The organism is Mycoplasmopsis mucosicanis (genome assembly GCF_006546935.1).
Classification (GTDB): Bacteria; Bacillota_I; Bacilli_A; order Mycoplasmatales; family Metamycoplasmataceae; genus Mycoplasmopsis; species Mycoplasmopsis mucosicanis.
The window spans coordinates 41,626-66,974 of record NZ_SMDN01000005.1 but is presented as its reverse complement, the minus strand read 5'-3'; the positions used below and the strand labels follow the sequence as shown (position 1 = coordinate 66,974).

Here is a 25,349-nt window from a genome sequence, read left to right as displayed (position 1 = left end):
AAAAAAAGATATAAAAAAAACGCGGCTCCCTATTTTCCCATCTCTGGTATCGTCGGCACTACAGGGCTTAACTACTGAGTTCGGAATGGTATCAGGTGATCCCCCGCGCTATAACCACGTATATAAATATACACTATTTTAAAAATTAAAAAAGAAATTTATTAATTTTTTTTCAATTTTTATTTTTTGACCTTCTGCTAAATTTTTAGGTATTTCAAAATTGCCAATTGATACACGTTTTAAGGACTTTACGTCAAAATCAAAATATTTTAGCATTTGTTTAACTTGATGAAATTTACCTTCATAAATGCTTAAATAACACTCATTTTTTGAAATAAATTCAAATTTATAATCATTAACAACGAAATTTTCTATCGGAATAGGTTGATTAAAGTTTTTGATTTTGTCATCAAAATCTTTATCAACTTGAACAAGGTATTTTTTTACTATCTTTTTCTTTGGCGAAGTTAAATAATTAATTAATTTTCCATCGTTTGTAATTAAAATCATACCAGTTGTATCTTTATCTAATCGACCAGCACAGCGATATATTTGCTCGTTTAGTTCAACTGCTTCAAAGATAGTTTTATTTATGTTGTCTTTATTTGCACAGACACAGTTTTTTGGTTTATTAACAAGATAATATTTGTATTGCACATATTCTATTTTTTGCCCGTTATAATCAACAAAATCATTAAGAAGATCAATATTTACATTCTTTTTCACAATTTGATTGTTCACGTTTATTTGCTCACTAGCGATAAGTTTATTAGCTTGACTTCTTGAGATTTCTAATTCATTTGCAAGCAATTTGTCTAATCGAATATGTTCACTCATAAATCCTCTTTTATTAATAAATAATAAGCATAGATATGTATAAATTTTATACTCACGCATATCTATGCTTACAAAAAAAGATATAAAAAAAACGCGGCTCCCTATTTTCCCATCTCTGGTATCGTCGGCACTACAGGGCTTAACTACTGAGTTCGGAATGGTATCAGGTGATCCCCCGCGCTATAACCACGTATATAAATATACACCATTTTTAAAAAAATATAAAAAATTTTTTAATTTTTTTTAATGCACATAAATTTGACGAATATACTCATTTTTGAGTGTTTTAAGTCAAATTTACATATATAGTTTATTAATAAATTTTAAATATTTTTAATTAACTAACATTTTCTACAATTTTTAGAACACCTTTATTTACAAATGTTTTTGAACTATCACCTCAAATTAGATCGATAAGTTCTGGATAGTCTATAAATGGATTTCTTAAACCACCTTCATATTCAGCAATAATATTATTTCTGTCTACTTCAATAATGTCTACAGGGTCAAAATCAGCTCATTCTTTGTACACATTCAAAAATTGGTCGCTGAAATATGGATAAGCTTTCTTGAAAACTTCTTTAGACTTACCATGAATTGCATTTTTGTGTGTGATTTGGAAATAAAAATAAGCCCGTGCTGTATCACCTTTGAAAATATTCACTGGTTCTGTGTATTTTTTACCTATTTTTGTACCATTTAATGATGTTTTTGTTGGACTTTGCACATTGAAATGAGGATTATTTCCCCTTCATTCATTGACTTTTTTATCTGAAGGTCAAACAAAATGTGCATCAAATTTTGTAGGTTCAACTTTTTCAAATCATGATTGAGGAATCATATGTTCTCGATTGTATTTAAAACCTTCTCCATTTGATTTTTTATTAAGATGACCTTTAGAACCACTTCCATCATAATAACCTACAGGAAATTCGTAAGGATCATTACCATCAGCAACTTCTGAATAAATATCTAAAATAGTTCCATCTTTTTCATAGTATTTATCTATGAATGCTTTTGAATAAATATTGTATAGGTTGCTATATGAACTTTTAGATCTCAATTCTGAAACGTATTTTTGTTGATTTTTATAGACTGCCTTAAAAAGTTCATCACCTTTTAATCCTTCAAGTGAACTATAATAGTCTTTTTTAGTGGCATCATAAACATATTTATAATGCTTTGAGTTGCTTTGTTTACCATTTTGTTGAATTTTTGACTTATTTCCACCTTGACTACCTGTATCAGGATTTTGTTTTGCGTGTGAATTAGTTTGTTTATGTTTCAAAACAAGTTAAATACTTGTTTTGAAATTGTTTTAGTTTTTAAATTAAATAACCTAATTAATAAAGTAATTTGACTTGGTGTGTTTTGTGCATCTTTATCTAAATAAATGTATTTACTTGGTGAAACATTATCATTTTTTGTATGTGTTGGACTCTGAGCTTGTGCTAAAACAATATCATTAGGTAGACCTAAAATTGTTCCTAAAACCACACCAGATTTAGGGTCTTTAGTTCCTTTAGCTTTTTTTCCATAAATAGTTGATATACCACTTTTGTTATCAAAAGCAATAAATACTTCACTTCCGAGTTTATATTTGATTAGATTAGTTTTTGCAAAGTCATTTTCACTTGCATTAAATTTTAAATTCTTAAAATCTAGATTGCTTAAATTCAAATCTTCTGAATAAGAATAACCATCAGGAAGATCATCTAACTTAATTTTAGATCCCTTATATTCTATAAGTGAAATATTTTTTTGCTCTTCTGTAGTAGAGTTTTTATTATCTCCTTGCTTATCTAGAGTATCATTAGGCATTGTGTTTTCGTCTTTGATTTTGCTTTCGCCTTGTTTTTCTTTTACATTGCAAGCACTAACTGAAACAACTGATAATGCAATTGAGGGTAAAATACTTATGAAGAATTTTTTGTTCATTTTATTCCTTTTTAATTTAGACAATTAAACTTTTTTTACAATACTTGAGTAATTTAATTATATTAAATTAATAATTCAACAGTAATTGATGAAGTTTATTACATTTTAATTTGCTTAGAAAGTAGATATTTGAAAGCTGTATAAAAAATGTTATGTAAGATAACAAAAAAGTATTCTTTTGTATAGAAAAATGAGTAAAAATAGCGTTTTTTGCTTTTAAGCCCGAAACATAATATAAATTTTGTAGATTAATAAGTCTGCATAAAGCGCAGTTAATATTTCATAAATGAGTAAAATTACACAAAAAAACAAGCTTTCGCTTGTCGGTCAATTTTGTGATATGGTACGTCCTAGAGGATTCGAACCTCTGACCCAATGGTTAAAAGCCATTTGCTCTACCTGCTGAGCTAAGGACGCATTTTTTAGTGGCTTTTGAGCCATATGGTACCCAGAACTGGACTTGAACCAGCACAGTGTTACCACCGAGGGATTTTAAGTCCCTTGCGTCTACCTATTCCGCCACCTGGGCAACTCTTAAAATTGCTATTTAATTATATGTCTTTTTTTAAAATATCAAAATATTTTTAAAAAAATTTTTTGCTGAAAATATTTGTGCATAAATAGTGTTAAACGCACATATAAATATAGCACTTTTTTGTAGTATTAAAAATATATTTTTTTGCTTGGTTAATTTTAATTAAGTGATAAAATTATTCCCGTAACGCAAGTTACCACAAATACGATTTTCCTTTTCAAATATTTCTTAATTTATTTTTATACAACAGACCTTATTTGAGGTTTGTTTTTTTTACTAATATACTCATTTTTGAGTATTTTTGGAAAATGAGGCCTTATATTTATTTACACAAAATGATAAAAAATAAACGCAGATATACTATTCTGCGTTTAAGATTTTTAGTTAAAAAATAATTTATTATTAGTCTTCATCATTATTTTGGATATTACGTGTTTTAATAACTTGATCAGCAATATTTTTTGGAGTTTTTTCATAATGATCAAATTGCATTTGGTAGTTTCCTCTACCTGCAGTCATACTACGTAAGTCAGTAGCATATCCAAACATTTCTTTCAATGGAACGTGAGCACGAATAACGTGAGCACCATCGCTTCTTGTTTCGTTATTAACGATTTGACCTCTACGACGAGTTAGATCACCCATAACATCACCAAAGTAGTCTTCAGGAATAACACAAGCAACGTCCATAATTGGTTCAAGAAGTACAGTTCCTAATTGTTCTTTAGCTTTTGTAAGTGCTTTAGAAGCAGCTATTTTATAAGCCATTTCAGAAGAGTCAACGTCGTGGTATGAACCATCAAATAATGTAGCTTTAATATCGATCATTGGATAACCAGCTAGTATACCACCAGCCATTTTATCTTCAATACCTTTTTGAATAGATTTGATGTATTCTTTAGGAATTTTACCACCAACAATTTTGTCAACAAATTCGAAACCTTTATCTTTGTTAGGTTCAAATTTAATTCAAACGTGACCGTATTGACCTTTACCACCTGATTGTTTAATGTGTTTACCTTCAACTTCTGCTTCTTTTGTAATTGTTTCACGGTAAGAAACCTGTGGAGCACCTACTTTTGCTTTAACACCATGTTCTCTTTTTAGACGATCAACAATAATGTCTAAGTGAAGTTCACCCATTCCGGCGATAATTGTTTGTCCAGTTTCTTCGTCAGTGTATGTTCTAAATGTAGGATCTTCTGCAGCTAATTTTTGAAGTCCAAGAGCAAGTTTTTCAACAGCGTCTTTTGATTCTGGTTCAAGAGCTTGTGAAATTACTGGCTCAGGGAAAATCATTCTTTCAAGAATAATTTTAGGTGCTTTTTCAGCAACTAATGTATCACCAGTTGTTGTTGATTTAAGTCCAACAAGTGCATTAATGTCACCTGCATAACATTCATCAATTTCTTCACGTGAGTTAGCGTGCATTTTAATAATACGTCCAATACGTTCTTTAACATCTTTAGTTGTGTTGTAAACATATGAACCTTTTTTCAATACACCTGCATAAGTACGGAAGAATGTTAGTGAACCAACGAATGGATCGGTCATAACTTTGAATGCTAAAGCAACAAAGTCGTGGTCATCTGTTGCTGGAACTGAGACTTCTTTATCACCTAAATAACCTTTGATTGCTGGAATATCAAGTGGTGAAGGTAGGTAGTCAACAGCAGCTTGAATCATTTTTTTAACACCTTTGTTTTTAAAACTTGATCCACAGATGCAAGGGAAAAATGTTGAAGAAATTGTTGCTTTACGGATAACTGCTTTAATTTCTTCTTCAGTAGGTTCAACACCTTCAAGAAGTTTCATCATAAATTCATCATCGTATGTTGATAATGCATCGATAAGAATTGCTCTTCTTTCCTTAGCAACTTCTAAATAGTCTGCAGGTATTTCTGTAATTTCAGGATTTTCTTCTGGTTTTCCGTCGTAATTGTATGCTTTCATTTCAACAAGGTCAATAATACCTGAGAAATTAGCTTCTGAACCAATTGGAACTTGAATGGCTACTGCATTCCCATTCAATCTTGTTTTAACAGAGTCAACTGACATAAAGAAGTCAGCACCCATTTTGTCCATTTTATTTACATAAACAATTCTAGGAACATGGTAATTTGTTGCTTGTCTTCAAACTGTTTCAGTTTGAGGTTCAACACCACTTTGAGCATCAAGTACAGTAACTGCACCATCTAATACACGAAGTGAACGTTCAACTTCAACTGTAAAATCAACGTGTCCTGGAGTATCGATGATGTTAATTCTTGTACCTTTTCAGAATGCTGTTGTAGCAGCTGAAGTAATAGTAATTCCACGTTCTTGTTCTTGAGCCATTCAGTCCATTTGTGAAGCACCATCATGTGTTTCACCTAATTTGTGAATTTTACCTGTGTGTAAAAGAATTCTTTCTGTTGTGGTAGTTTTACCAGCATCAATGTGCGCCATAATACCGATATTACGGTAATTTTTTAATTCGTATTCTCTAGCCATAATAATTTCCTATTATCATCTAAAGTGAGCAAAAGCACGGTTGGCTTCAGCCATTTTGTGTGTATCTTCACGTTTTTTAATTGCGCCACCAGTTTTGTTTGATGCATCAATGATTTCGTTAGCTAAACGAACGTCCATTGTTTTTTCATTTCTAAGACGAGCATATTGAACAAGTCATCTTAATGATAATGTTTGTTTTCTACGAGTTGAAACTTCGCAAGGAACTTGGTAGTTTGTACCACCAATTCTTCTGGTTCTGATTTCTAATTGAGGTGTGATGTTTTCAATGGCTGCTTGGAAAACTTCCATTGGTTCTTTATTGGTTTTTTCTTTAACAATATTGAAGGCTGAATATAGAATGTCTTGAGCTATAGATTTTTTACCATCTAGCATAATTGAGTTGATTAATTTAGTAACTAAAACTGAATTAAAAATTGGATCAGCTAATACTTCTCTAACTGGAGCTTTGTGTTTTCTTGACATATTTTTTCCTCTTTTCTTTCCTTATTAATTAGTTACTTGCTTTTTCTTTCTTGGTTCCATATAGACTTCTACCTTGTTTACGATTGTTTACACCAGCCAAGTCTTGAGTACCTCTTACGATATGATATCTAACACCAGGTAGATCTTTAACTCTACCTCCTCTAATTAGAACAACAGAGTGTTCTTGTAGGTTATGACCTTCACCACCAATGTAGGCAGTAACTTCCATACCATTTGATAATTTAACACGAGCATATTTACGCATTGCCGAGTTAGGTTTTTTAGGAGTCATAGTTGCAACACGAGTACATACACCACGTTTGAATGGAGCCGACTCTTTGCGAGAAGCTTTGGTCAAAGTATTAAAACTTAAATTCAACGCAGGAGCATTTTGTTTACGTACTTTTTGCACTCTACCACTACTAACTAATTGATTTGTTGTAGGCATTTGGTTTTTCCTTTCTTAATTTTTTTCCAAATATTGCTATTAAATAAATAACGAAAAGATTATACAACAACTTGTCCGTGTGTATCAATTTATTTTTTTTCCTTAAAGTACTCAAAAACGTGTAAATTAGTAAAAAAAATAAAAAAATAAAAGAGAAAAATATTGAATTATTCTCAAAAAACTTTTAAGTTAATGCAAAAATATACTTTAATATAATTTATGTATAAACTAAGGAGCAAATATGATTAATTATTCAAAAATTAACAAAAAAATCAAAATGGAACCGGATGAATGAAAAAAATATAAAAACAAAACTTTAATTGCAACAATTAAGAGTGGCCAAAAAAAATCACCCGATCAAATCACCTATGAAACACTTGATACATTTGTCACACCTTTAATCAATGATTTTGAATACAAAACAAGAGTAGAAAAAAATGATTGTTTCTTTTTCTCAGAGCCAATTATTAATGTTAACAATATTAATGATGCTCTTGATATTGATGTTGATATTTGTTTCTTTGAACCACAAGAATTACAAAAAATTAATTGAAAAAATGCAAAAATAGATTTCAAACCACACATTTTTAATCAAAAAGACTTAGATGAAACATTTGCATCATTTGCTAGCAATTATCCAGTTATTGTTGATGTTAAAGATAGAGAAATTATTCAACAAGGAGATATTGTTCAACTAGACTTCACCATCACTCATCAAAAACAAGTTATTAAGGAAGAGAAAAATTTATCATTAAAAGCTCAAAAAAGCGATAATTTTTCAATAAATAATGAAATTATTGGTAAAAAAATAGGTGAAAGTTTTGGAGTAAATGACCCTGAAAATAGATACTGAAATATAACAATTCATTCAGCCAAGGAACAAAAAAATATTGAACTTAATGATGAATCATTTAAAGAATTGGATGTTAAAAGCGTTGATAGTGTTGCTAAAATGCGTGAAGAATTTGAAAAATTGATGCTAAAAGATATAACTGGAAACGTTTTGTATGATTTCTTGCTTCACTTAAGCTCAAAAATAATCCAGGACACTGAAATAAATTTAGGTGAAGAATTCACAAATAATTTCTTTGCAGCAGAATTTAAACAAAACATTCAAGAAGGCGGACTTTTACAAGACATATCAAAACCTGAACAATTAAATATGGAAAACAAATTGCATAAACGTTTTATTGAAGAAACAAACTATAAAATGAAATTTGATATGCTTTTAAAAATTATTCCTTTTGCAATCAAACTAGAATACAATCCACACATTTCTCAACAAGACATTGATAGAGAATGAGAATTCAATAATCATGAACTAAATAGAGATAAAAGTCCTTTTAAACAAAGAGATGATAAACAATTGTCACTATTAATCGAGTATCAAAAATGCTTGCTTATAATTTTTGAACATTACTTTCCCCAAGAGGCAAAAATACTGAAAAAACGCCTTTGATTTACTGAATAATTCACTTTTTACACTTTTTTTGTCTAGTAAGCATAAAAATATAGATATAATGCAATAGACAAGGGTGCTGTAAAAGGCTGAGATTATACCTACAAGCAGATCATGGTAATTCATGCGTGGCTTAACAATATTAAAATATCCCCTTGTCTGTATAGAGGATATTTTTATTTTATTTTGTGCTTTAAATTTCACACAAATAAATCTAATTTGTTCTATACAAAAAAGGAACATATGAAATTAAATAAATATCTAAAGACATCAACAATAATTTTGACACCAGCAATATTATCTTCAATGACTGTTGCTTGTTCAAATAAGTCATCATTTGACAAATTAGTTGATAAATTTGAAAAATTGTATTACAAAGCATACCTACCTCAATCAACTGAATTGGTGCATGAATTAGGTATCAAATTATTGCGCCAACGCACGCGCAAGGAGAATGAATTAGCTCTTCAAAATCTTGACAAAAAACTAGATGAAGCAAAATTAATAATTGAAAAAATTGAGACTCAACACTTAAATAAAATGCTCAAAATTGACTTCAAAGAAGAAAAAAACATTGAAAATGCTGACAAAAACGTGTTGAATAAACAAAAAGTGGAGCAATTGTTTGCTAAAGATTCTAAAGAAATCACAATTCCAATAGAATTTACCAAAATAGATGATGGAGCATTTGAAAAATTTTTCTATCTAGAAAAAGTTAATTTACACAACAATATTGAATACATTGGACAAAATAACTTTGATTATTCACTAATAAATGACTTAGAATTACCTGCTAAACTTAAGGTTTTAGGTGGGTTTGCACACACAAAAATAACTTCAATCAAGCTTCCTGACTCACTAGAAAAAATTTTGCCTAATACTTTCGATGGAACAAAAATTGCTGAAATTAGTTTGCCTCAAAATCTTAAGGAGTTAGGAGGTTTTGCGCAAACATCAATAACAAAACTTGAACTTCCAAGAGATTTAATTAAAATTTTTGCTCATTCATTCGATAAAACTTTAGTCAAAAAGCTTCAATTAAACGCAAAACTTGTATCTATTGGTGGTTTTAGCAATACTCCAATCGAAGAAATTAAATTCAATCAAGCACTTGAAAATATTGAAAGTGATAGTTTTAATGAGATAAAAGTTAAAGATTTAGAATTGCCTTTTTCTTTAAGAACTCTTGGTGGTTTTACTCGCAGTGAAATTGAGGATGTCATAATTCCAGAGGGAGTTATTGAACTTAAACCTGATGCATTTAATTACTCAAAATTGCGTCAAATTCACCTTCCTGAATCACTAAAAATTTTAGGAGGACTAGCACACACAGCAATTAATTCAGTAAATCTACCTAAAAATCTTCGTGAAATTAGATCTCACACTCTCGATAATACGTCAATTAGCACTCTAGAACTACCAAATAAATTAATTAGATTTGGTGGTTTTGCTAACACAAATATTGAAGATATTGATTTTCCTAATAGTTTGCAAATTATTGAACAAGGTACTCTGGATAAAGAAGCAATTAATTTGTCTTCAACACCTTTTGAACTTAATTTACCTGCAAAACTTAGATATTTTGGTGGTTTTGCTAACTGAAATATAAATCAAATTAAGTTTCCTAAATCTCTTCAACATATTTTACCAAACACACTGGATTACAGTCCAATTAGTAAAATTGAACTACCAGAAAATCTTGAAAGTTTTGGTGGATTTAAGGAAGCAAAAATTGATCATTTGGACCTACCTTCAAGTCTTTTGTTTATTTGGAAAGATACACTTAACAACACAAACATTTCATCGTTAAATTTACCTAGCAACCTAATTGCATTTGGTGGTTTTAGTGAAACAAAGATAAAAAGTTTTAAAGCTCCAAGATATTTAAAAGTTATCTTTGCCAATTCACTCAATAAAACTCCTTTAAATTCACTTATTTTGAACAACGGTTTACTTAGAATAGGTGGATTTGCACACACAAAAGAACTTAAAAATGTGTCTTTACCAAATTCAATACGAATTATTGAGCCAAATACATTCAGTTTTTCAAGTTTGCAATCAATAAAATTACCTGATGAACTGCGAGTACTGGGTGGTTTTGCTGGTAAAGAATTAGGTATTAGAGAAGTGATATTACCTAAAAAATTAAAAGAAATTACCAATGATTCATTCAATTTTAATCAAAAAATAAGAAAGTTAGTTTTGCCTGATGGTCTTGAAATTCTAGAAGGCTTTAATAGTACAAAAATTCAACAAATTAATATTCCTCATTCAGTTTATAAAATTGGTGGATTTAACCAAAGCTACATAAATGTATTAGATTTACCTGATTCTATTGAATCTTTTGAAGGTTTCCATGAATCAAATGTTGAAATTTTAACCTTACCAAAAAATGTTAGATATGCAGATATTTCAAAAGATCATTGATCAAATTTAAAACAAGTGAATATAAAAAGTAAATTCTTGCTTGAAAATCAGGAATGAATAGAGGAACTTAGAAATAGTGTCTATGTTGAAGATCAAACAAATGAAGGAGCATTAAAAAATGAAAAAGTCAATTAGAATCTTATTACCAATAAGCACTATGTTATCAATACCAATTTTAGCTGCACAATGTTCTCATAAAGAAGAGGACAAACTAAATAGTATTTTGGATGATAATATGCCTCCAAAAAAACAAAAAAATGATAGGAAAAATGAACCAATTAATGATATTGAAGTCGCTAAAAAGAATCTTGAAAAAGAAATTAATGACTATATCAAAAGAAAAGGTGCATATTCTGATGATTTTGATACAAAGGCATTTTATGAAGCAAATAGTGCAATAGACAAGGCATCAGTTGCTTTACAAGACAAAAAAGCAACTGTAGAATCAATAAATAAAGCATTAGAAGAACTTAAAGAAGCAAGAAAAAAAACTGATGCATATTTCAATTTAAAAAGAGAACAAAAGCAAGATTTACTTAAAGACGAATTTACCAAAACTATTGAAAAAGGAGTACAAAAGGAAAAACAACTAAGCAAAATTTCAGCAAAAAAAGTAATATTAGAAGCTATTGAAAAGGCTAAATCTATATCAGAAAAAGATACAAGATATTATAGAAAAATTAAGGCTGAAATACTTTTGCTTGAACAAAGTTATCAAGAGGCTGAAAAACTTGAAAAAATGAGTAATAAACAACTTTTTGAACTCTATTTACACAGCGAAAACAAAATTGTAAATAGAGTTCAAACTGAGTATGGTTTAGACGAGTTTTATATTAATATTCAAGAAGAAATTAAAGAAAAATTCAAAGAATATAATCAAAAATTCAATGATGAAGTAAAAGGGTCTAATTCTGAACAAAAATATGAAGAATATGAGAAGCAATTGAGAAAAAACGTTGATGAAATATTCAAAAAATTAGATGTTTCATTGACACCTTCTCGAATTAATAAACTTTTTGATAAAGATGTATCATCAATCACAATTCCTAAAGAAATTGAATATATTAATTCGCATTCTTTTGAAGGTTTTAATAATTTAAACACTGTTAAATTTGGCTCGAAAATCAAGAAAATTGACTATAAAGCGTTTGCTAAAACAAAAATTAAACAAGTTGAATTGCCTCAGTCATTAATTTATTTAAGTGGCTTTGATGAAACGCTTGTTGAAACATTAACCTTACCAAAAGAACTCATTAATGTGCATGATGCATTCAACAATGTTAAGACTCTTCATTCGCTTACTCTTAATGCTAAATTAAAAAATCTTTCTGGTTTCAATAATAGTGGAATTAAATCTATTGAATTACACGAAGGACTAGAAACTTTTGATGGTTTTAGACGTTCAAAAATAACGTCAATAAAATTGCCAAAATCACTCACAAAATTTATTACAGAATTAGAAGAACTCACAGAAATTACTTTTGCAGATGGCTTTGACTTTGAAAAAGCAACAATAAGTACAGATCGTTCAGCAAAACGTGGTATTGTGATTGATACAAGTTTATTCCCTAAACTGAATTCAATTTATGTAGAAAATGAAGAAGCAAGAAAGAAATTATTAGCAAAATTTGGTGCAAAAGATACAAAAAATACTGATGAAAAAGAAATTGTTAGAGCTGCAGAATACTATATTGAGTATTTATTCTTTCTTTCTCAAAAACGAGTTAAAGACAAGTATAGAACATTTAGTACAGAAATAATGAATAAATTAAAAGAAATAGTTGTAGAAGAACTAAAAACCTACCCTAATGACATTGAAAATGCGATTGATGCATTTATTCATAAACAAAAATATAATTCAGCTCACTCGCTAGATCAAACAAAAGCAAAAATATCTAATCTAACAAAACTACTTACTAGCGCAGGGTTCGAAATCACTCAAGAGAGAATTGCTCAAGATACTCAATTAGAGGATAAAGACAACATTAAAACAGAGTTTAATCTTGAAAAAGACAAATATGAAAAAGCACTTAAAACAGCACAAGGAGATAAATGAGCACAAATAATCAAAGTAAAAACAGTAAAAAATTCATCAAATTAATTGCTTTAAGCAGTGCATTATCATCATTTACCTTACTTCCAGCAGTTACACTTTCGTGTGCAAAGTCTCAAAAAGTTGGCCTTGAATCAACAGATCTTAAACTCGACAAAATGTATGAGTTTGTCAATAAATCAAAAGAATTTAATATTGAAAACACTCATATTTCGGGTTATCGGGACACAAAAACACAAAATTTGTATGTGAATGCCAAAGAAATATTGACTGAATTAGATGGTCTTTATGACATTAGCGGACTTAAAATTGGTTCCGATCAAAATGGACAAATTAAATACAATAATTTTGACCAAGAAATCATATTTGATCACCAACATAATAAGATTTTAATGAGTTCTACTGATGCATTTCAATTCACAACTTCTTCATCAACTACTGACTATACAAAAAACCTAAAATACACAAAAAACAGTACTAAACGTCTATCTGAAGACAAATATGCGCAGTTAAATTTAGGTGATTATGATATGAAAATCTATGCAATAGATGGTGAGATTTATATTCCTTTTTCAATCTTTAATTTACTCTTTTCAAGTCAAAGTTATTACAATATTTACTTCAATAATGATAGATTTATAGGAACAACAACTGTAATCAACAAAGACATCAGTCGTGATGAATATAATTCAGTAATGAATAACTCAAGAAATGATACTGAGCAGACTGAAAACGAACGAAAAAATACCTACAACTTTATTCGTTTAATTTTTGATAATTTCTATGGATTAAGAAAAGAATTTTTAAAAGAGCATAATGCAAAAAACTTCGATGAATACTTTGTAAAAACTGTAATTGACAACTCAAAAGACAATTCAGTGCCACAAAATGAAAAGAATCTTTCACTCAAACAAAGACTACTTTCAACCAATATTTACACAAATACGCGAGCTTATGAAGACTTTATCTATAAACAACTCAATGAATTACACTCTTCAATTCAGTCTGGATCATATTTCCATCCTAAAGATTTTAGAGCACATCCATATGGTGGTGCATTGAGTCCAAAAGTCAATGAATATGTGTCTACATTTGGAACATTACGAAAAATACGTCGAGCCATTTTAGCAGGAGATGAATCAAAAATTGTTAATTTTCATAACGATACAGCAATCATATATTTAGATCAATTTAATGTCGGTACAAATGAGCAGTTAAATTCAGAACAAGCATACAAATATGACTCTTTTTCGTTGATGACTAAAGCATTGAAAGAGATTGAAAAATACTCAAAAAATACTCAAAAAATCAATAAAATCATATTAGATTTATCAATCAATGGTGGTGGATCAATAGCTGCGATGGAAAAGGTTGCTGGCTTTATGACTAACAAAACTCAACGCCTCTATTTCTATGAAACAATCAATAAACTATTAACCTACTCGGAATTTAAAGTTGATACAAATCAAGATGGCAATTATGATGAAAATGATGGATATGGCCAATATAAATGATACATTTTGAGTGGTTTAAATACATTTAGTGCAGCAAACTTACTCACACATTTGGCTAAAGAAGGCAAATTTGCAACAATAATTGGCAATAAATCAGGTGGCGGAATGTATTCAATTTTACCTTTAGTCTTACCTGATGGAACAAGCTTTGAATTTAGTTCAAACAATGCATGAGTTTCTTATGCAAACAAAGATGTAAATTCAGAAGAAGAGCTTCCTTATACACAAAATGGAGTGGATGTTGATATCGAAATTCCATATTTAGCATACTCACAATACGACGTTATTGATGCATATCTTGAAGATCACAAAAAAGGTGAAGAAGCTTGAAATATGTTTCAACGCAAAACTAAATTAAGTGCATTTAAGCGTGCTAGTGAATATGCAAAGAAATTTATCAATAGTTTTTCAGAGCAAAATACAAAAGATAAATATAACAAGGAATTTGAAACAATAAAAATTTCTGATAGCGATTCACTAGAAGAATTAGACAAAAAAATTGAAGATATGGAAAAACTTGGCCGGATTGTTGAAGGACTTTATCAGAGCGAACTCAAGAAAGCGAACTAGCAATAAAGCACGCATTTGTGTGCTTTTTGTTATAATTAAAAATGTTAATTATTGAGAGGTAAATAATGATTGAAGTACAGAATTTAAGCAAAGTCTTTAGTGATAAAAAACTTTTTGAAAATGTTTCATTGAAATTTGTTGAAGGAAACACATATGGAATAATTGGTGCAAATGGTGCTGGTAAATCAACCTTTTTAAAAATGCTTGCAGGTGAAATTGAACCAAGTAGTGGTCAAATAATTATTGAAAAAAATCGACGTTTAAGCGTGCTAAGTCAAGACCATAATGCTTATGATGACTTAATTGTGACTGATGTTGTTGTGATGGGAAATACTGATTTATACAGAATTAAAAATGAAAAAGATGCAATTTATGCAAATCCTGAAGCAACAATGGAAGATTACACACGTGCTGGCGAACTTGAAGAAAAATTTGGTGAGTTAGGTGGCTGAACTGCTGAAAATGATGCACAAGAACTTCTTTCAGGACTTCAAATTCCAAAAGAAAAATGAGACGTTCCAATGTCTCAATTGACTGCAAACCAAAAAATTAAGGTTTTACTAGCTAAAGCATTATTTGGCAACCCTGATATTTTAATCATGGACGAACCTACAAACCACCTTGACTTGCGAGCAATAAAATGACTCGAAAACTTTTTGGCCGAATATCCAAATGTTGTTATTGTAGTAAGCCATGATAGTGATTTTTTAGATAATATTTGTACTCATATAGTTGATATAGATTTCAATGAAGCGCGAATTTATACAGGAAACTACACATTTTGAAAAGAATCATCTCAATTAGCTCTTGAACTTATGAAGCAACAGAATGCAAAAAAAGAAGTTCAGATTGAAAAACTTAAACAATTTATTGCACGTTTTAGTGCTAATGCATCAAAATCAAGACAAGCAACAAGTCGTAAAAAAAGTCTTGAAAAAATTACGCTAGATGAAATTAAGCCTTCAAATAGAAAATATCCATACATAAGTTGAGACATAAATAGAGAACCTGGTAAAGACATTTTAAGTGTTGAAGGTTTAAGTTATGAGGAAAATGGTAAAGTAATGTTTGAAAATGTGTCATTTAGTCTTTCAAAAGGCGAAAAAATGGTACTTATTGGTGAAGATGATATTGCAAAAACTCGTTTTTTAGAATGCTTACTTGGTCTTAAAAAACCTTCAAAAGGTTCAATAAAATGAGGACAAACAATAAAACACACTTATTATCCAAATGAAAATAGAAATTACTTTACTCAAGATATGACAATTCTTGAATGAATTTCTCAATGACCACCTGAAAACTCAACTGAAGAAACCAAGGATGTTTCAGATCAAAGAATGCGTGGATTTTTAGGAAGAATGCTTTTTTCTAATGATTCAGTATTCAAAAAAGTTGCTGTAACTAGTGGTGGCGAAAAAGCTCGCTTAATGTTTTCAAGAATGATGCTTTTAGAAGCTAATTTCTTAGTTTTAGATCAACCATTGGACCACTTAGATGCTGAAAGCATTGACTCTCTTATTGCTGGACTTAAAGCCTACAAGGGTGGTGCAATATTCACAACATATAACCGAGCATTAGTAAATCAAGTTGCAAACGTTATTCTTGAAATTGCTCCTGATAAAAGTTTTATTTATCATGGAACACTTGATGAATATGAAAAAATTATGAATTACTAAACACATTTAATTTACAGTAAAAAACAATGCATTTTTATTCTAAATGCATTGTTTTTCTATGAGTATATACGTTATCTATATAGCATTTGCTTTATCAATTTATCTGCCTTATATTGATTGTTGTTTTGGCTATCTTTTTTCATATAAAAATTAGAAAAAGATAAATATTTTTCATTATTTATTATCTTTTATATTTTCCGTATATACACATTTTCCAATGTAATTGGAAAAATTATCATACACATAATAAAGGTATAAATTTTAATATTTAAGTAATATTTAAAATATTAATTTATAAGAGAAATGTGTGTAAAAAAAATATGAAAAAATTTTTATGAAAACATTAACACTTCTATAAAAAAGTGTATTATAAGTGCAGACAAAAAAATGAAATGGAGGAAAATAAAAATGAAAATGAAAGCATTAGTTTACCACGGTGAACACAATATTGCCTTCGAAACAGTTGACAAACCTGTAATCCTAAAACCTACAGATGCAATTGTTAAAATTACTAAAACAACTATTTGTGGTACTGACTTAGGTATCGTTAAAGGAAAAAACCCTGAAGTTGCTGATGGTAGAATCCTAGGACACGAAGGAATTGGTATTGTTGAAGAAGTTGGTTCAGCAGTATCAAACGTTAAACCAGGAGATAAAGTTCTTATCGCTTGTGTTACACCATGTGGAAAATGTGACAACTGTAGAAAACAACTTTACTCACACTGCCGTGAATCAGAAGGTGGTTGAAAATTTGGATACATGATTAATGGTACTCAAGCAGAATTTGTTAGAGTTCCATTTGCAGACAATAGTTTATACAAATATCCAAGTTCAATTTCAGACGAAGTTGCAGTAATGCTATCAGATGCATTACCAACAGGACACGAAATTGGTATTCAATATGGACAAGTTGCTCCAGGTAAATCAGTAGCTATTGTTGGTGCTGGTCCTGTTGGTATGGGTGCTTTACTAACTGCACAATTATACTCACCAGCTCAATTAATTGTTATTGACTTTGACAAAAACCGTTTAGAAATGGCTAAAAAATTAGGTGCAACACACACATTAGTACCAGATGAAAAACTAATAGAAAACATTCAAGCTATTGTTGGTACAGATGGTGTTGATGTTGCTGTTGAAGCTGTTGGACTTCCACAATCATGAGACACATGTCAAAAAATTGTTAAAGCTGGTGGAAACGTATCAGTAGTTGGTGTTCATGGTAAAAAAGTTGACTTCAACGTACAAGACCTATGAATCAAAAACATTACTGTTACAACAGGACTTGTTAATACAAACACACTTCCAATGTTAATTAATGCTGTATCAACAGGAAAATTACCTATTGAAGGCTTAATTACTCACAAATTTAGCTTCTCAGACAAGATGAAAGCTTATGACACATTTATGCATGCGTCAGACCACAATGCAATGAAAATTTTAATCGACGCAACCAAATAACATTTCATAGTATTTTTTACTCATAACCTTATGGTTATGAGTTTTTTATTACTAAAATGATACAATTCTAAATAAGGAGTCTTGTATGTCAAAACCAAAAAATTATAACTATTTTTTAATGGACGGTGAGCCTACTGGTCGAATAAAATGTACTATGTCAAATTGAACTGGTATTGCTTTAAAAATACCAATCAATTTACTTAAAAATTGCAAAGATCGCAAAGAAACAAATCATAATGGAATCTATTTTCTTTTTAATACCGACGAACAAAAAGTCTATATAGGTCAAGCTGCTGGTCGTAAGAATGAAGATGGACTTTATAGACGAGTTACTGAGCACCAATATGAAAACACCAAAGTTTTCAATGAAATTGTGATGATTACTGCGATTGGAAATTATTTAGGAGCTACTGAACTAAATTATCTTGAAAACAAATTTACAACATTAGCAAAAGAAGCAGATAGATATGAGTTAATAAATAAAAATGAGCCTCCACAAGGAAATGTTACTGAAGAAAAGGTTGCTGAATTAGAAGAATTCATTGAATACTCAAAAAATATTGTTGGTGTGTTAGGTTATAAAATTTTTATTCCACTTGTCTCATTTAACAAAACCAATGACCAAAATCAAACAACAACCAATCAAATTGAAGAACCACTAATTCTATACTGTTCAAGAAAGAAAAAAGGAGCAAATGTTATTGCACAAGGTCAATGTGTCCAAACAAATGAAGGATATGTGCTACTTAGAGGTAGCATAATTGAACCTAATTTTGCAACATATGTTCCACCTAGATTAATTGCGTTGCATGAAGAATTGATTAAGAAAAAAGAAATTGATGAAAACTGTGTGTTGCAAAAAGATTTAGTATTTTCTTCTCCTTCAACATTATCTAGTTTCGTTCTTGGTTCTAGTTCGAATGGTTGAGATGATTTAAAAACCAAGGACGGAATTAAACTTAAAGATCTCAAATAACCACGAAAATAACAAAAAATGCATTTTTAAGTAAAAAAAGTGCTTTTTTTTCATTTTTTAGCAAATAATCTATATAATAGGAGCATTAGGTATTTAAAATGAAAAATAAATTTAGTGAAAAAAGTTTCTTCTTATACGGGATTAATTTTATAGTTGGTTTTGGTTTTATAGCCACAATCACTGGAATAATTGCCCAAGGTTTATGAGGTATGTTAGTTTTTGCGCTAACAGCTTTCATAAGTTTTAGTGTTATTTTAGCATTTGCTCGTGGAGCTCAAGCATTTGGTAATGAAGCAGGTGGTTCATATGTTTATGCCAAAAAGGCTTCAGCGAATAAATTTTGAGTCTTTTTTAATGGTTGGAATCAATTTGCACAGATACCGCTTTTTTCGGCCACGTCCATTCTATTCTTTTCAACACTTCTGTCAGAATTTGATAAATCACATCAATTAATCTATCAAATTGTTTCTCTTGTATTCTTTCTTTCCTTGACGTTAATTGCAACGTTTGGAATAAAGACATCTAAATGATTTATTTTAGTTTCTGCATCTGTAAAATGAATAACGGTAATATTAGGTGTATCTCTAGGTATTTATTTATCTTTTAGTCATCATGATTTTGCTAACAACATCTTGTCAAATAGCAAAGTTTCAATCTCAATAATTACTCTAAATGTATTGAATTTTATTTATGCATTTGGTGGTGCAGAAGGTCTTGCAGGAATAAGTGCTGAAGTAGAAACAAAACGCTTTAAAAAGATATTATTACTAATTTTTGCTGCTGTACTTGCAATTTACTTTACTTTATATCTTTTACTGTTAGGGCTTCAAAAAGGATTTATTGGTGAATCTACTTCATTTTCAAAATTCTTTCAATCGTTATGAGGTTTAACTGGAATTATAATTTTTACGATAGGTACACTATTTAATAGAATTTCAAGCACCCTTTCATCAAACATATACTATTCAAGAATTGTTGCTCCTCTAGCTCACGATGGATTTTTACCTTCAATACTAGGCAAGAAAAACAAACACGGTGAATATAGAAATGCATTATTATTTGCAACAGCTTTTAGTGTTATATCAATGATTATTTTTACAGCAATACCATATGCATTAGGTATAAAAGATCAATTTAGTTTTGTTCTTAATGCTGGTAACGTGGTTTTCTTAATGCAGTACCTTTTAGCAATAATTTCGATTTTAGTTATTGCATTCAAACATAAAACATTTAAACTTCCTTGATGAGAAACTACAATATTTATTTTGTCTATTATTTTAATTGTTTTTATATTAATAGTTAACTTTATCCCTCCGATTGTAGGTGATAAATACACAAAAGAAACTATATTTTTAGCGCCTAGTTATTTAGGTGTAATGTTGATTGGTTTTATCATTTGAGGAATATATATAGCAGTACAACGACGCAAAAAGAAAAATAATTCAAAAATATAAGAGTTTAAAAAAGCCTTATTGCTAGCTCAAATTTAATAGCGGTAACTAGACTCAATTTTTACCTAAATACTCATTTTTGAGTATAATATGACAAAAAAATTCTTGCTTTGTAGGCAAGAATTTTATTATTATTTGTTGTGAAATTATTTGAATTCTACTGTAGCACCAGCTTCAACTAATTTTGCTTTTAGTTCTTCAGCTTCATTCATTGAAACGCCTTCTTTAACAACAGCAGGTAAAGATGAAACTAATTTGTTTGCTTCCATTAAAGCAAGTCCAATTGTTTCTTTAACTACTTTAACAATAGCAAGTTTTTTACCGTTGTCTGAAGTAATAACAACATTAACTGTTGATTTAGTTTCAGCAGCTTCAGCAGCAGCAGGAGCAGCAGCAACTGCAACAGCTGAAGGGTCAATACCAAATTCTTCTTTCATTGCTTCAACTAATTCCATAACTTCTTTGATTGACATTTCTTTAAGAGCAGAAATGAATGTGTCTTTTTCTAATTTAGCCATTATTATTTTTCCTTTCGATATTAAATTAATTGCTTTCTTTTTCACTATATAGTTTTAAAGAAAGGGATAGTTGTTGTAGAGGTGAGATAAGTGAACGAGCAAGAATACCAAGTGCTTCTTCATAGTTTGGAAGAGAAGCAACTTCAGCAACACCTTTAGCATCAATCACTTTACCTTCAAAAATACCAGCTTTAAGCACTAACAATTTATTTTCTTTTGCAAATTTTGATAATACTTTAGCAGCCGATAATTCATCTTCATTGCTAAATGCATAAATGTTTGGACCAACAAGCAATTCGCCTAATGATTCAAATTCAGTGTTAGCTAATGCATATTTGAAGATTCTATTTTTGTAAACTACTAATTCAACTCCTGCTTTTTTAGCTTCAACACGTAAATTAGTTAATTCTTGAACAGTTAAACCACGATATTCAGCAACAACAAGTGCTTTAGCATCAGCTATTTTTTTAGCAATCTCTTTACTTTGTTCTTTTTTCATTAATTTGAAATTAGATTCTTTTTGCATGGATTTCCCCCTTTCATTATTATTGCAACACAAAAAAATGATTTCAGGATATCAATAAGATATACACTCGGTAACAAATTAAGTTTTCACAGTTACTGTCTTTATGTATTGCGTAAGGTATTATAACTTATATTTAAGTAAATATGTGTAATATTTTATTGAATTTTAGGCACTTTTTTCAAAAAAGCAAATATGCATTTTAATTAATTAAAATATTGAATAATGCTAAAAATTATTCATAAATTGGCCTTTAAAACCAATAAATTCATAGCACACATAAAAAAACTAAATCACCTAAACGTGATTTAATCTTTTTTATTGAATAATTTATGAGTATTCTACATTAAATTTTTTTGTCAATCTTTTACATAAGGAACAGAGTATTTTTTGCATTGTTGTATGACTTTTTTATCTCAATAATCAAGGCTCTTGTTTCAATCATTAAATCATAATTGAAGTGGAATCATCATACCATTATTAGGGATTGTTGTTTGAGCCATCACAATAATGTAATGCAAAAATAAATGCTCATCAAACGATATTAAAATTGATTTACCAATTTCGTAATATTTCTTCATTTCTGGTGCTTTTGAAAATATTGCACCACTTATTTTTATTTCATCAATATGGTGTCTACAAAAATTTCATTGACCAATCTCATTTTTGAAATTTTTGCGATGCTTACTAATAACTAGGTTCATGTATGAATCAACAATTGCACCATCTTGCACTAATTTTTCAATTATTTCATAATAAATTTTTACTCATTTATTGCTTTTTATTGTCTTTTCTTCTCAATCTTTTGCAAAAAAATTGTCTTTTTGATATTCAACAGTCGGTGAAGTATTTTTATCTGCAGAGCCTGTAAGTAGTTGCATTACAGAATTTAGTATATCTTCATTATTCATCTTTATTTTTCCTTATTTTATATTTAATGAGTGATGTTGGTCAGAGTACAGTTAATGTTCTAACTTATTTTCTTGCCTTTTATACTTATATTAGGCTAAATATTTTGACTTTAATTAGTATTGCAAAATCAAAATAGAATTAATGATAAATTCCTTCATCCTTTTGATTTTTTAATTTTTATATTTATTTAGTTAGCAAAAATTTATAAAATGCAATTCAACCATCTAATAATTTTTCATATGCATCATCAGAAGTTAAGGCTTTCTTTTCTTTTTCTAATGAATCTTTAGCAGCCTTTTCAACATTTGCTTTTATGTTTTTGCTTTCTTTTTTAGCTTCCTCACTATTTGGTTTGATTCCTTTTTCAGATAATGTTATCTTAATTTGTTTTTTAACCATTAATGCAACAACTTCTTTTTCTTTCTCTTTGATTCTCGACTTTTGAGCACACGAAGCAGAAAGAACAACCGGTGTTAAAGTCATTATAGGAGCTAAACTTAGTGATAATAGTTTTTTATTCATATTTTTTTCCTTAATTTCTAAATTATATAAGGAGTTTTATTTTTTGCTGCAAAGTTTAAAATGCTATTGCGCGGCTTGAGAAATATTTCAATCAAATGCCTTAATTAGAATAAAAAATGGAGCATTGCTCCATTATCATGAGTAATTATTTTTTATTAGATTCTTCAAGTTCTTTAATCGCTTGATCTAAAGCTTTTTCATATTCTTCATCTGATTTAGCACTTTGTTTAATAGCATCAAGAGCAACTTTTGCAAGGCCTTTATTTGTTTTTTTTATTTCCTTAATAGTCTTTTTAGCTTCAGGAGAATTTTTGTCAAGACCTGCTATTTTTAATCCATCTTCAATTCCTTTGTTAACTGATAAATGAATATATTTTTTTCTCTTTTTTTTAATTCTATATTTTCGTGAACGATAATATACTAGACATAGTAGAGCTAATAATGTGAATGGAAAAACGCTAAATAATTTCTTGTTCACATTTTTCCGTCTTTTCTCGTGTCTTAATTCAATAGCATCAAAAGCAACTTTTGTGAAGCCTTCATTTGTGCTTTTGATTTGTTTAATAGTTTCTTTAGCTGCAGGAGAATTTTTGACAACACCTGCTAATTTCGAGTCTTCATGAATTCCCTTGTTAATTGATAAATGAATAAATTTTTGCTCTTTTTGTTTAATTCTTGATTGTTGAGGGCAAGACATTGCTAAAGCTACTGGAGCTAATAATATGAATGGTGAAACGATAAATAATTTCTTTTTCATATTTCCCTTTCTTTTCTTGTGTCTTAATTTTCAAAAAAAAAAAAAAAAAGAAGCTATTTTAAGAACAACTTCAATTTATTTAAAATAATTCGCAAATTTCCATATTTAGAATTATTAAATAGTGAAATGCTATAGCAGTTTGAGAAATATTTCAATCAAGTAACTTAATTAGAATAAAAAATGGAGCAATGCTCCATTATCATAGTTAATTATTTTTTATTAGATTTTTCAAGTTCTTTAATTGCTTGATCTAAAGCTTTTTCATATTCATCATCTGATTTAGCGCTTTGTTTAATAGCATCAAGAGCAACTTTTGCGAAGCCTTCATTTGTTTTTTTGATTTCCTCAATAGCTTTTTTAGCTTCAGGAGAATTTTTGTCAACACCTGCTAATTTCAAGCCTTCATCAATTCCCTTGTTAACTGATAAATCAATATATTTTTGCTCTTTTTGTTTAATTCTTGATTGTTGAGAACAAGACACTGCTAAAGCTACTGGAGCTAATGATATAAATGGTAAAATGCTAAATGTTAATAATTTCTTTTTCATATTTTTCCTTTCTTTTTTTGTGTCTTAATTTTCAAAAAAAAAAAAAAAAAGAAGGTGTTTTAAGAACTGCTTCAATTTAATTATAATAATCAGCAAATTTCCATATTTTTACCATATTTAGAATTATTTAATACTGTGGAAATTCAATAGAATCAGTAATTAGTCAATAAAATCTATTGAAAAAATAGCCATTGAGGCTATTAAAAATTAAGATAATTTACTGTTTCGAGAAGGGAAAATATCTCTATTTCCATCAATATTTGCTTGACTAAACACTATTCTTTCTGTACCATCTTTTTTGTAAAAAATAAAAGTATAGAATGCGTTGTTTGAAAGTTTTTGTTCACCTTCTCAAGCAAACTCAAGTGGTTTTTCAGCATCAATGTTGCTTACATTTTTAACTGTTGCTTGCGCAATCTTGAATTCTTTTGGTTCAACTAGTGAGTTATCGTTTGCTGATTTTACTCGTGCTGCAACAGCAACTCATTCACCAGTGGCACCTCTTAAAGGACTATGATGTAATCCAAATCTAAATACTCCATCATCATGCAAAAAGTTCTCACTTGTTGCTGCAGCAAAAAGTAATGTTCTCGTCTTTACATCGCTTGATAATTTAATTTCAAATTGTGTTGCATCCTCATTGATGAGAACTTTTTTGCTAGGAGTAGCTTGAGTAGAATCATCTTTTACATTAGGATTTTTTGAAGGGAAAATATCTCTATTACTTTGTATATTTCTTCCACTAAAAACTATTCTTTCTGTACCATCATTTTTATAAAAAATAAACGTATAAAAAGCATTGTTTGAGAGTTTTTGGTCTCCTGTTCATTCAAATGAAAGTGGTCTTCCAAATTCAACACTGCTTACTTTTTTGACACTTGCTTTAGCAATTTTAAATTCATTTGGTTCAACTAATGTATTATCAGTGGCTGACTTTACTCGAGCTGCGATAGCAGTTCAATCACCACTAACACCTCTTAAAGGACTATGATGTAAGCCAAATCTAAATACTCCATCATCATGCAAAAAGTTCTCTCCTGTTGCTGCAGCAAAAAGTAATGTTCTCGTCTTCACATTGCTTGATAAGTTAATTCCAAATTGTGATGGATTTACATTGTAAAGTACTTTTCTGTTTGGATCTACTTCAACATTTGAACATGCAACAGCAACAAGGGGGACACCCGCTAATGCTCCTGTTGAAAGTATTAATTTTGTATATTTCATTTTTTTCTCCTTAATTTCGTGTCT

General features: G+C 29.5%; 21 protein-coding genes, 2 tRNA genes and 2 rRNA genes. 8 read left to right on the top strand and 17 right to left on the bottom strand.

The features are described from left to right. Positions 1-16: 16 nt before the first annotated feature. The 10 genes from rrf (E1I18_RS01875) to rpsL all read right to left on the bottom strand — a co-directional run bounded on the left by rrf (E1I18_RS01875) (position 17) and on the right by rpsL (position 6,734). Positions 17-122, bottom strand: a 5S ribosomal RNA gene (gene rrf / locus E1I18_RS01875). Positions 123-138: 16 nt separating this feature from the next. After that, the gene (locus E1I18_RS01870; RefSeq protein WP_170218511.1) at positions 139-837 is read right to left on the bottom strand and encodes a pseudouridine synthase; all 699 of its coding nucleotides are present in this window, start codon (positions 835-837) and stop codon (positions 139-141) included. 88 nt (positions 838-925) lie between these two features. Then, positions 926-1,031: ribosomal RNA gene (gene rrf / locus E1I18_RS01865) — 5S ribosomal RNA — on the bottom strand. Between the two features lie 143 nt (positions 1,032-1,174). After that, complete coding sequence (locus E1I18_RS01860; RefSeq protein WP_268926446.1) at positions 1,175-1,960, bottom strand: endonuclease; 786 nt, start codon at positions 1,958-1,960, stop codon at positions 1,175-1,177. Continuing rightward, entirely contained in the window at positions 1,957-2,775 is an 819-nt protein-coding gene (locus tag E1I18_RS03805) for a variable surface lipoprotein (protein ID WP_235888474.1), read from the bottom strand. Before E1I18_RS03805 ends, E1I18_RS01860 begins: the two co-directional genes overlap by 4 nt. Positions 2,776-3,116: 341 nt before the next feature. Further along, a tRNA-Lys gene (locus tag E1I18_RS01855) sits at positions 3,117-3,192 on the bottom strand. A 25-nt stretch (positions 3,193-3,217) separates the two neighbouring features. Next, positions 3,218-3,304 (bottom strand) — tRNA-Leu (locus E1I18_RS01850). 408 nt (positions 3,305-3,712) lie between these two features. Continuing rightward, complete coding sequence (fusA, locus tag E1I18_RS01845; protein ID WP_141483901.1) at positions 3,713-5,803, bottom strand: elongation factor G; 2,091 nt, start codon at positions 5,801-5,803, stop codon at positions 3,713-3,715. A 12-nt stretch (positions 5,804-5,815) separates the two neighbouring features. Further along, positions 5,816-6,286 (bottom strand): 30S ribosomal protein S7, encoded by a 471-nt coding sequence (rpsG, locus tag E1I18_RS01840; RefSeq protein WP_141483900.1) that lies wholly within the window; start codon positions 6,284-6,286, stop codon positions 5,816-5,818. Positions 6,287-6,314: 28 nt separating this feature from the next. After that, positions 6,315-6,734: a 30S ribosomal protein S12 gene (rpsL, locus tag E1I18_RS01835; protein WP_141483899.1), complete on the bottom strand. Its 420-nt coding sequence runs from the start codon at positions 6,732-6,734 to the stop codon at positions 6,315-6,317. A gap of 241 nt (positions 6,735-6,975) precedes the next feature. Here rpsL and E1I18_RS01830 point away from each other — a divergent pair, with 241 nt between their 5' ends. The 8 genes from E1I18_RS01830 (at position 6,976) to E1I18_RS01795 (ending at position 20,324) form a co-directional block, all read left to right on the top strand. Then, positions 6,976-8,205: a trigger factor-related chaperone gene (locus E1I18_RS01830; RefSeq protein ID WP_141483898.1), complete on the top strand. Its 1,230-nt coding sequence runs from the start codon at positions 6,976-6,978 to the stop codon at positions 8,203-8,205. A gap of 231 nt (positions 8,206-8,436) precedes the next feature. Continuing rightward, positions 8,437-10,755, top strand: coding sequence for a leucine-rich repeat domain-containing protein (locus E1I18_RS01825; RefSeq protein ID WP_170218508.1), 2,319 nt, complete (start codon positions 8,437-8,439; stop codon positions 10,753-10,755). Continuing rightward, positions 10,739-12,721, top strand: coding sequence for a leucine-rich repeat domain-containing protein (locus tag E1I18_RS01820; RefSeq protein ID WP_141483896.1), 1,983 nt, complete (start codon positions 10,739-10,741; stop codon positions 12,719-12,721). The genes E1I18_RS01825 and E1I18_RS01820 overlap by 17 nt, the downstream gene beginning before the upstream one ends. After that, positions 12,673-14,757: a S41 family peptidase gene (locus E1I18_RS01815; protein WP_141483895.1), complete on the top strand. Its 2,085-nt coding sequence runs from the start codon at positions 12,673-12,675 to the stop codon at positions 14,755-14,757. Before E1I18_RS01820 ends, E1I18_RS01815 begins: the two co-directional genes overlap by 49 nt. A gap of 65 nt (positions 14,758-14,822) precedes the next feature. Further along, complete coding sequence (locus tag E1I18_RS01810; RefSeq protein WP_141483894.1) at positions 14,823-16,433, top strand: ABC-F family ATP-binding cassette domain-containing protein; 1,611 nt, start codon at positions 14,823-14,825, stop codon at positions 16,431-16,433. A 408-nt stretch (positions 16,434-16,841) separates the two neighbouring features. Continuing rightward, positions 16,842-17,894, top strand: coding sequence for a zinc-dependent alcohol dehydrogenase family protein (locus tag E1I18_RS01805; protein ID WP_268926445.1), 1,053 nt, complete (start codon positions 16,842-16,844; stop codon positions 17,892-17,894). 85 nt (positions 17,895-17,979) lie between these two features. Next, positions 17,980-18,870 (top strand): GIY-YIG nuclease family protein, encoded by an 891-nt coding sequence (locus E1I18_RS01800; RefSeq protein WP_141483893.1) that lies wholly within the window; start codon positions 17,980-17,982, stop codon positions 18,868-18,870. 98 nt (positions 18,871-18,968) lie between these two features. Next, positions 18,969-20,324, top strand: coding sequence for an APC family permease (locus tag E1I18_RS01795; RefSeq protein ID WP_141483892.1), 1,356 nt, complete (start codon positions 18,969-18,971; stop codon positions 20,322-20,324). 143 nt (positions 20,325-20,467) lie between these two features. On the opposite strand, the gene rplL is transcribed toward E1I18_RS01795, so the two are convergent. From rplL to E1I18_RS01760, 7 genes are all read right to left on the bottom strand, one after another. After that, a complete protein-coding gene (gene rplL, locus E1I18_RS01790; RefSeq protein WP_141483891.1) occupies positions 20,468-20,839 on the bottom strand; it encodes a 50S ribosomal protein L7/L12 in 372 nt (123 codons plus the stop codon). 25 nt (positions 20,840-20,864) lie between these two features. Further along, positions 20,865-21,365: a 50S ribosomal protein L10 gene (gene rplJ / locus E1I18_RS01785; RefSeq protein WP_141483890.1), complete on the bottom strand. Its 501-nt coding sequence runs from the start codon at positions 21,363-21,365 to the stop codon at positions 20,865-20,867. A gap of 338 nt (positions 21,366-21,703) precedes the next feature. Then, positions 21,704-22,273: a hypothetical protein gene (locus E1I18_RS01780; protein ID WP_141483889.1), complete on the bottom strand. Its 570-nt coding sequence runs from the start codon at positions 22,271-22,273 to the stop codon at positions 21,704-21,706. 184 nt (positions 22,274-22,457) lie between these two features. After that, positions 22,458-22,796: a hypothetical protein gene (locus E1I18_RS01775; protein ID WP_141483888.1), complete on the bottom strand. Its 339-nt coding sequence runs from the start codon at positions 22,794-22,796 to the stop codon at positions 22,458-22,460. 145 nt (positions 22,797-22,941) lie between these two features. After that, complete coding sequence (locus E1I18_RS01770; RefSeq protein ID WP_141483887.1) at positions 22,942-23,553, bottom strand: hypothetical protein; 612 nt, start codon at positions 23,551-23,553, stop codon at positions 22,942-22,944. Between the two features lie 209 nt (positions 23,554-23,762). Next, positions 23,763-24,101 carry a hypothetical protein gene (locus E1I18_RS01765; RefSeq protein ID WP_141483886.1) on the bottom strand — a complete coding sequence of 113 codons (339 nt, stop codon included), beginning with the start codon at positions 24,099-24,101 and terminating at the stop codon, positions 23,763-23,765. 207 nt (positions 24,102-24,308) lie between these two features. After that, positions 24,309-25,325: a hypothetical protein gene (locus tag E1I18_RS01760; protein ID WP_141483885.1), complete on the bottom strand. Its 1,017-nt coding sequence runs from the start codon at positions 25,323-25,325 to the stop codon at positions 24,309-24,311. Between the last annotated feature and the right edge of the window lie 24 nt (positions 25,326-25,349).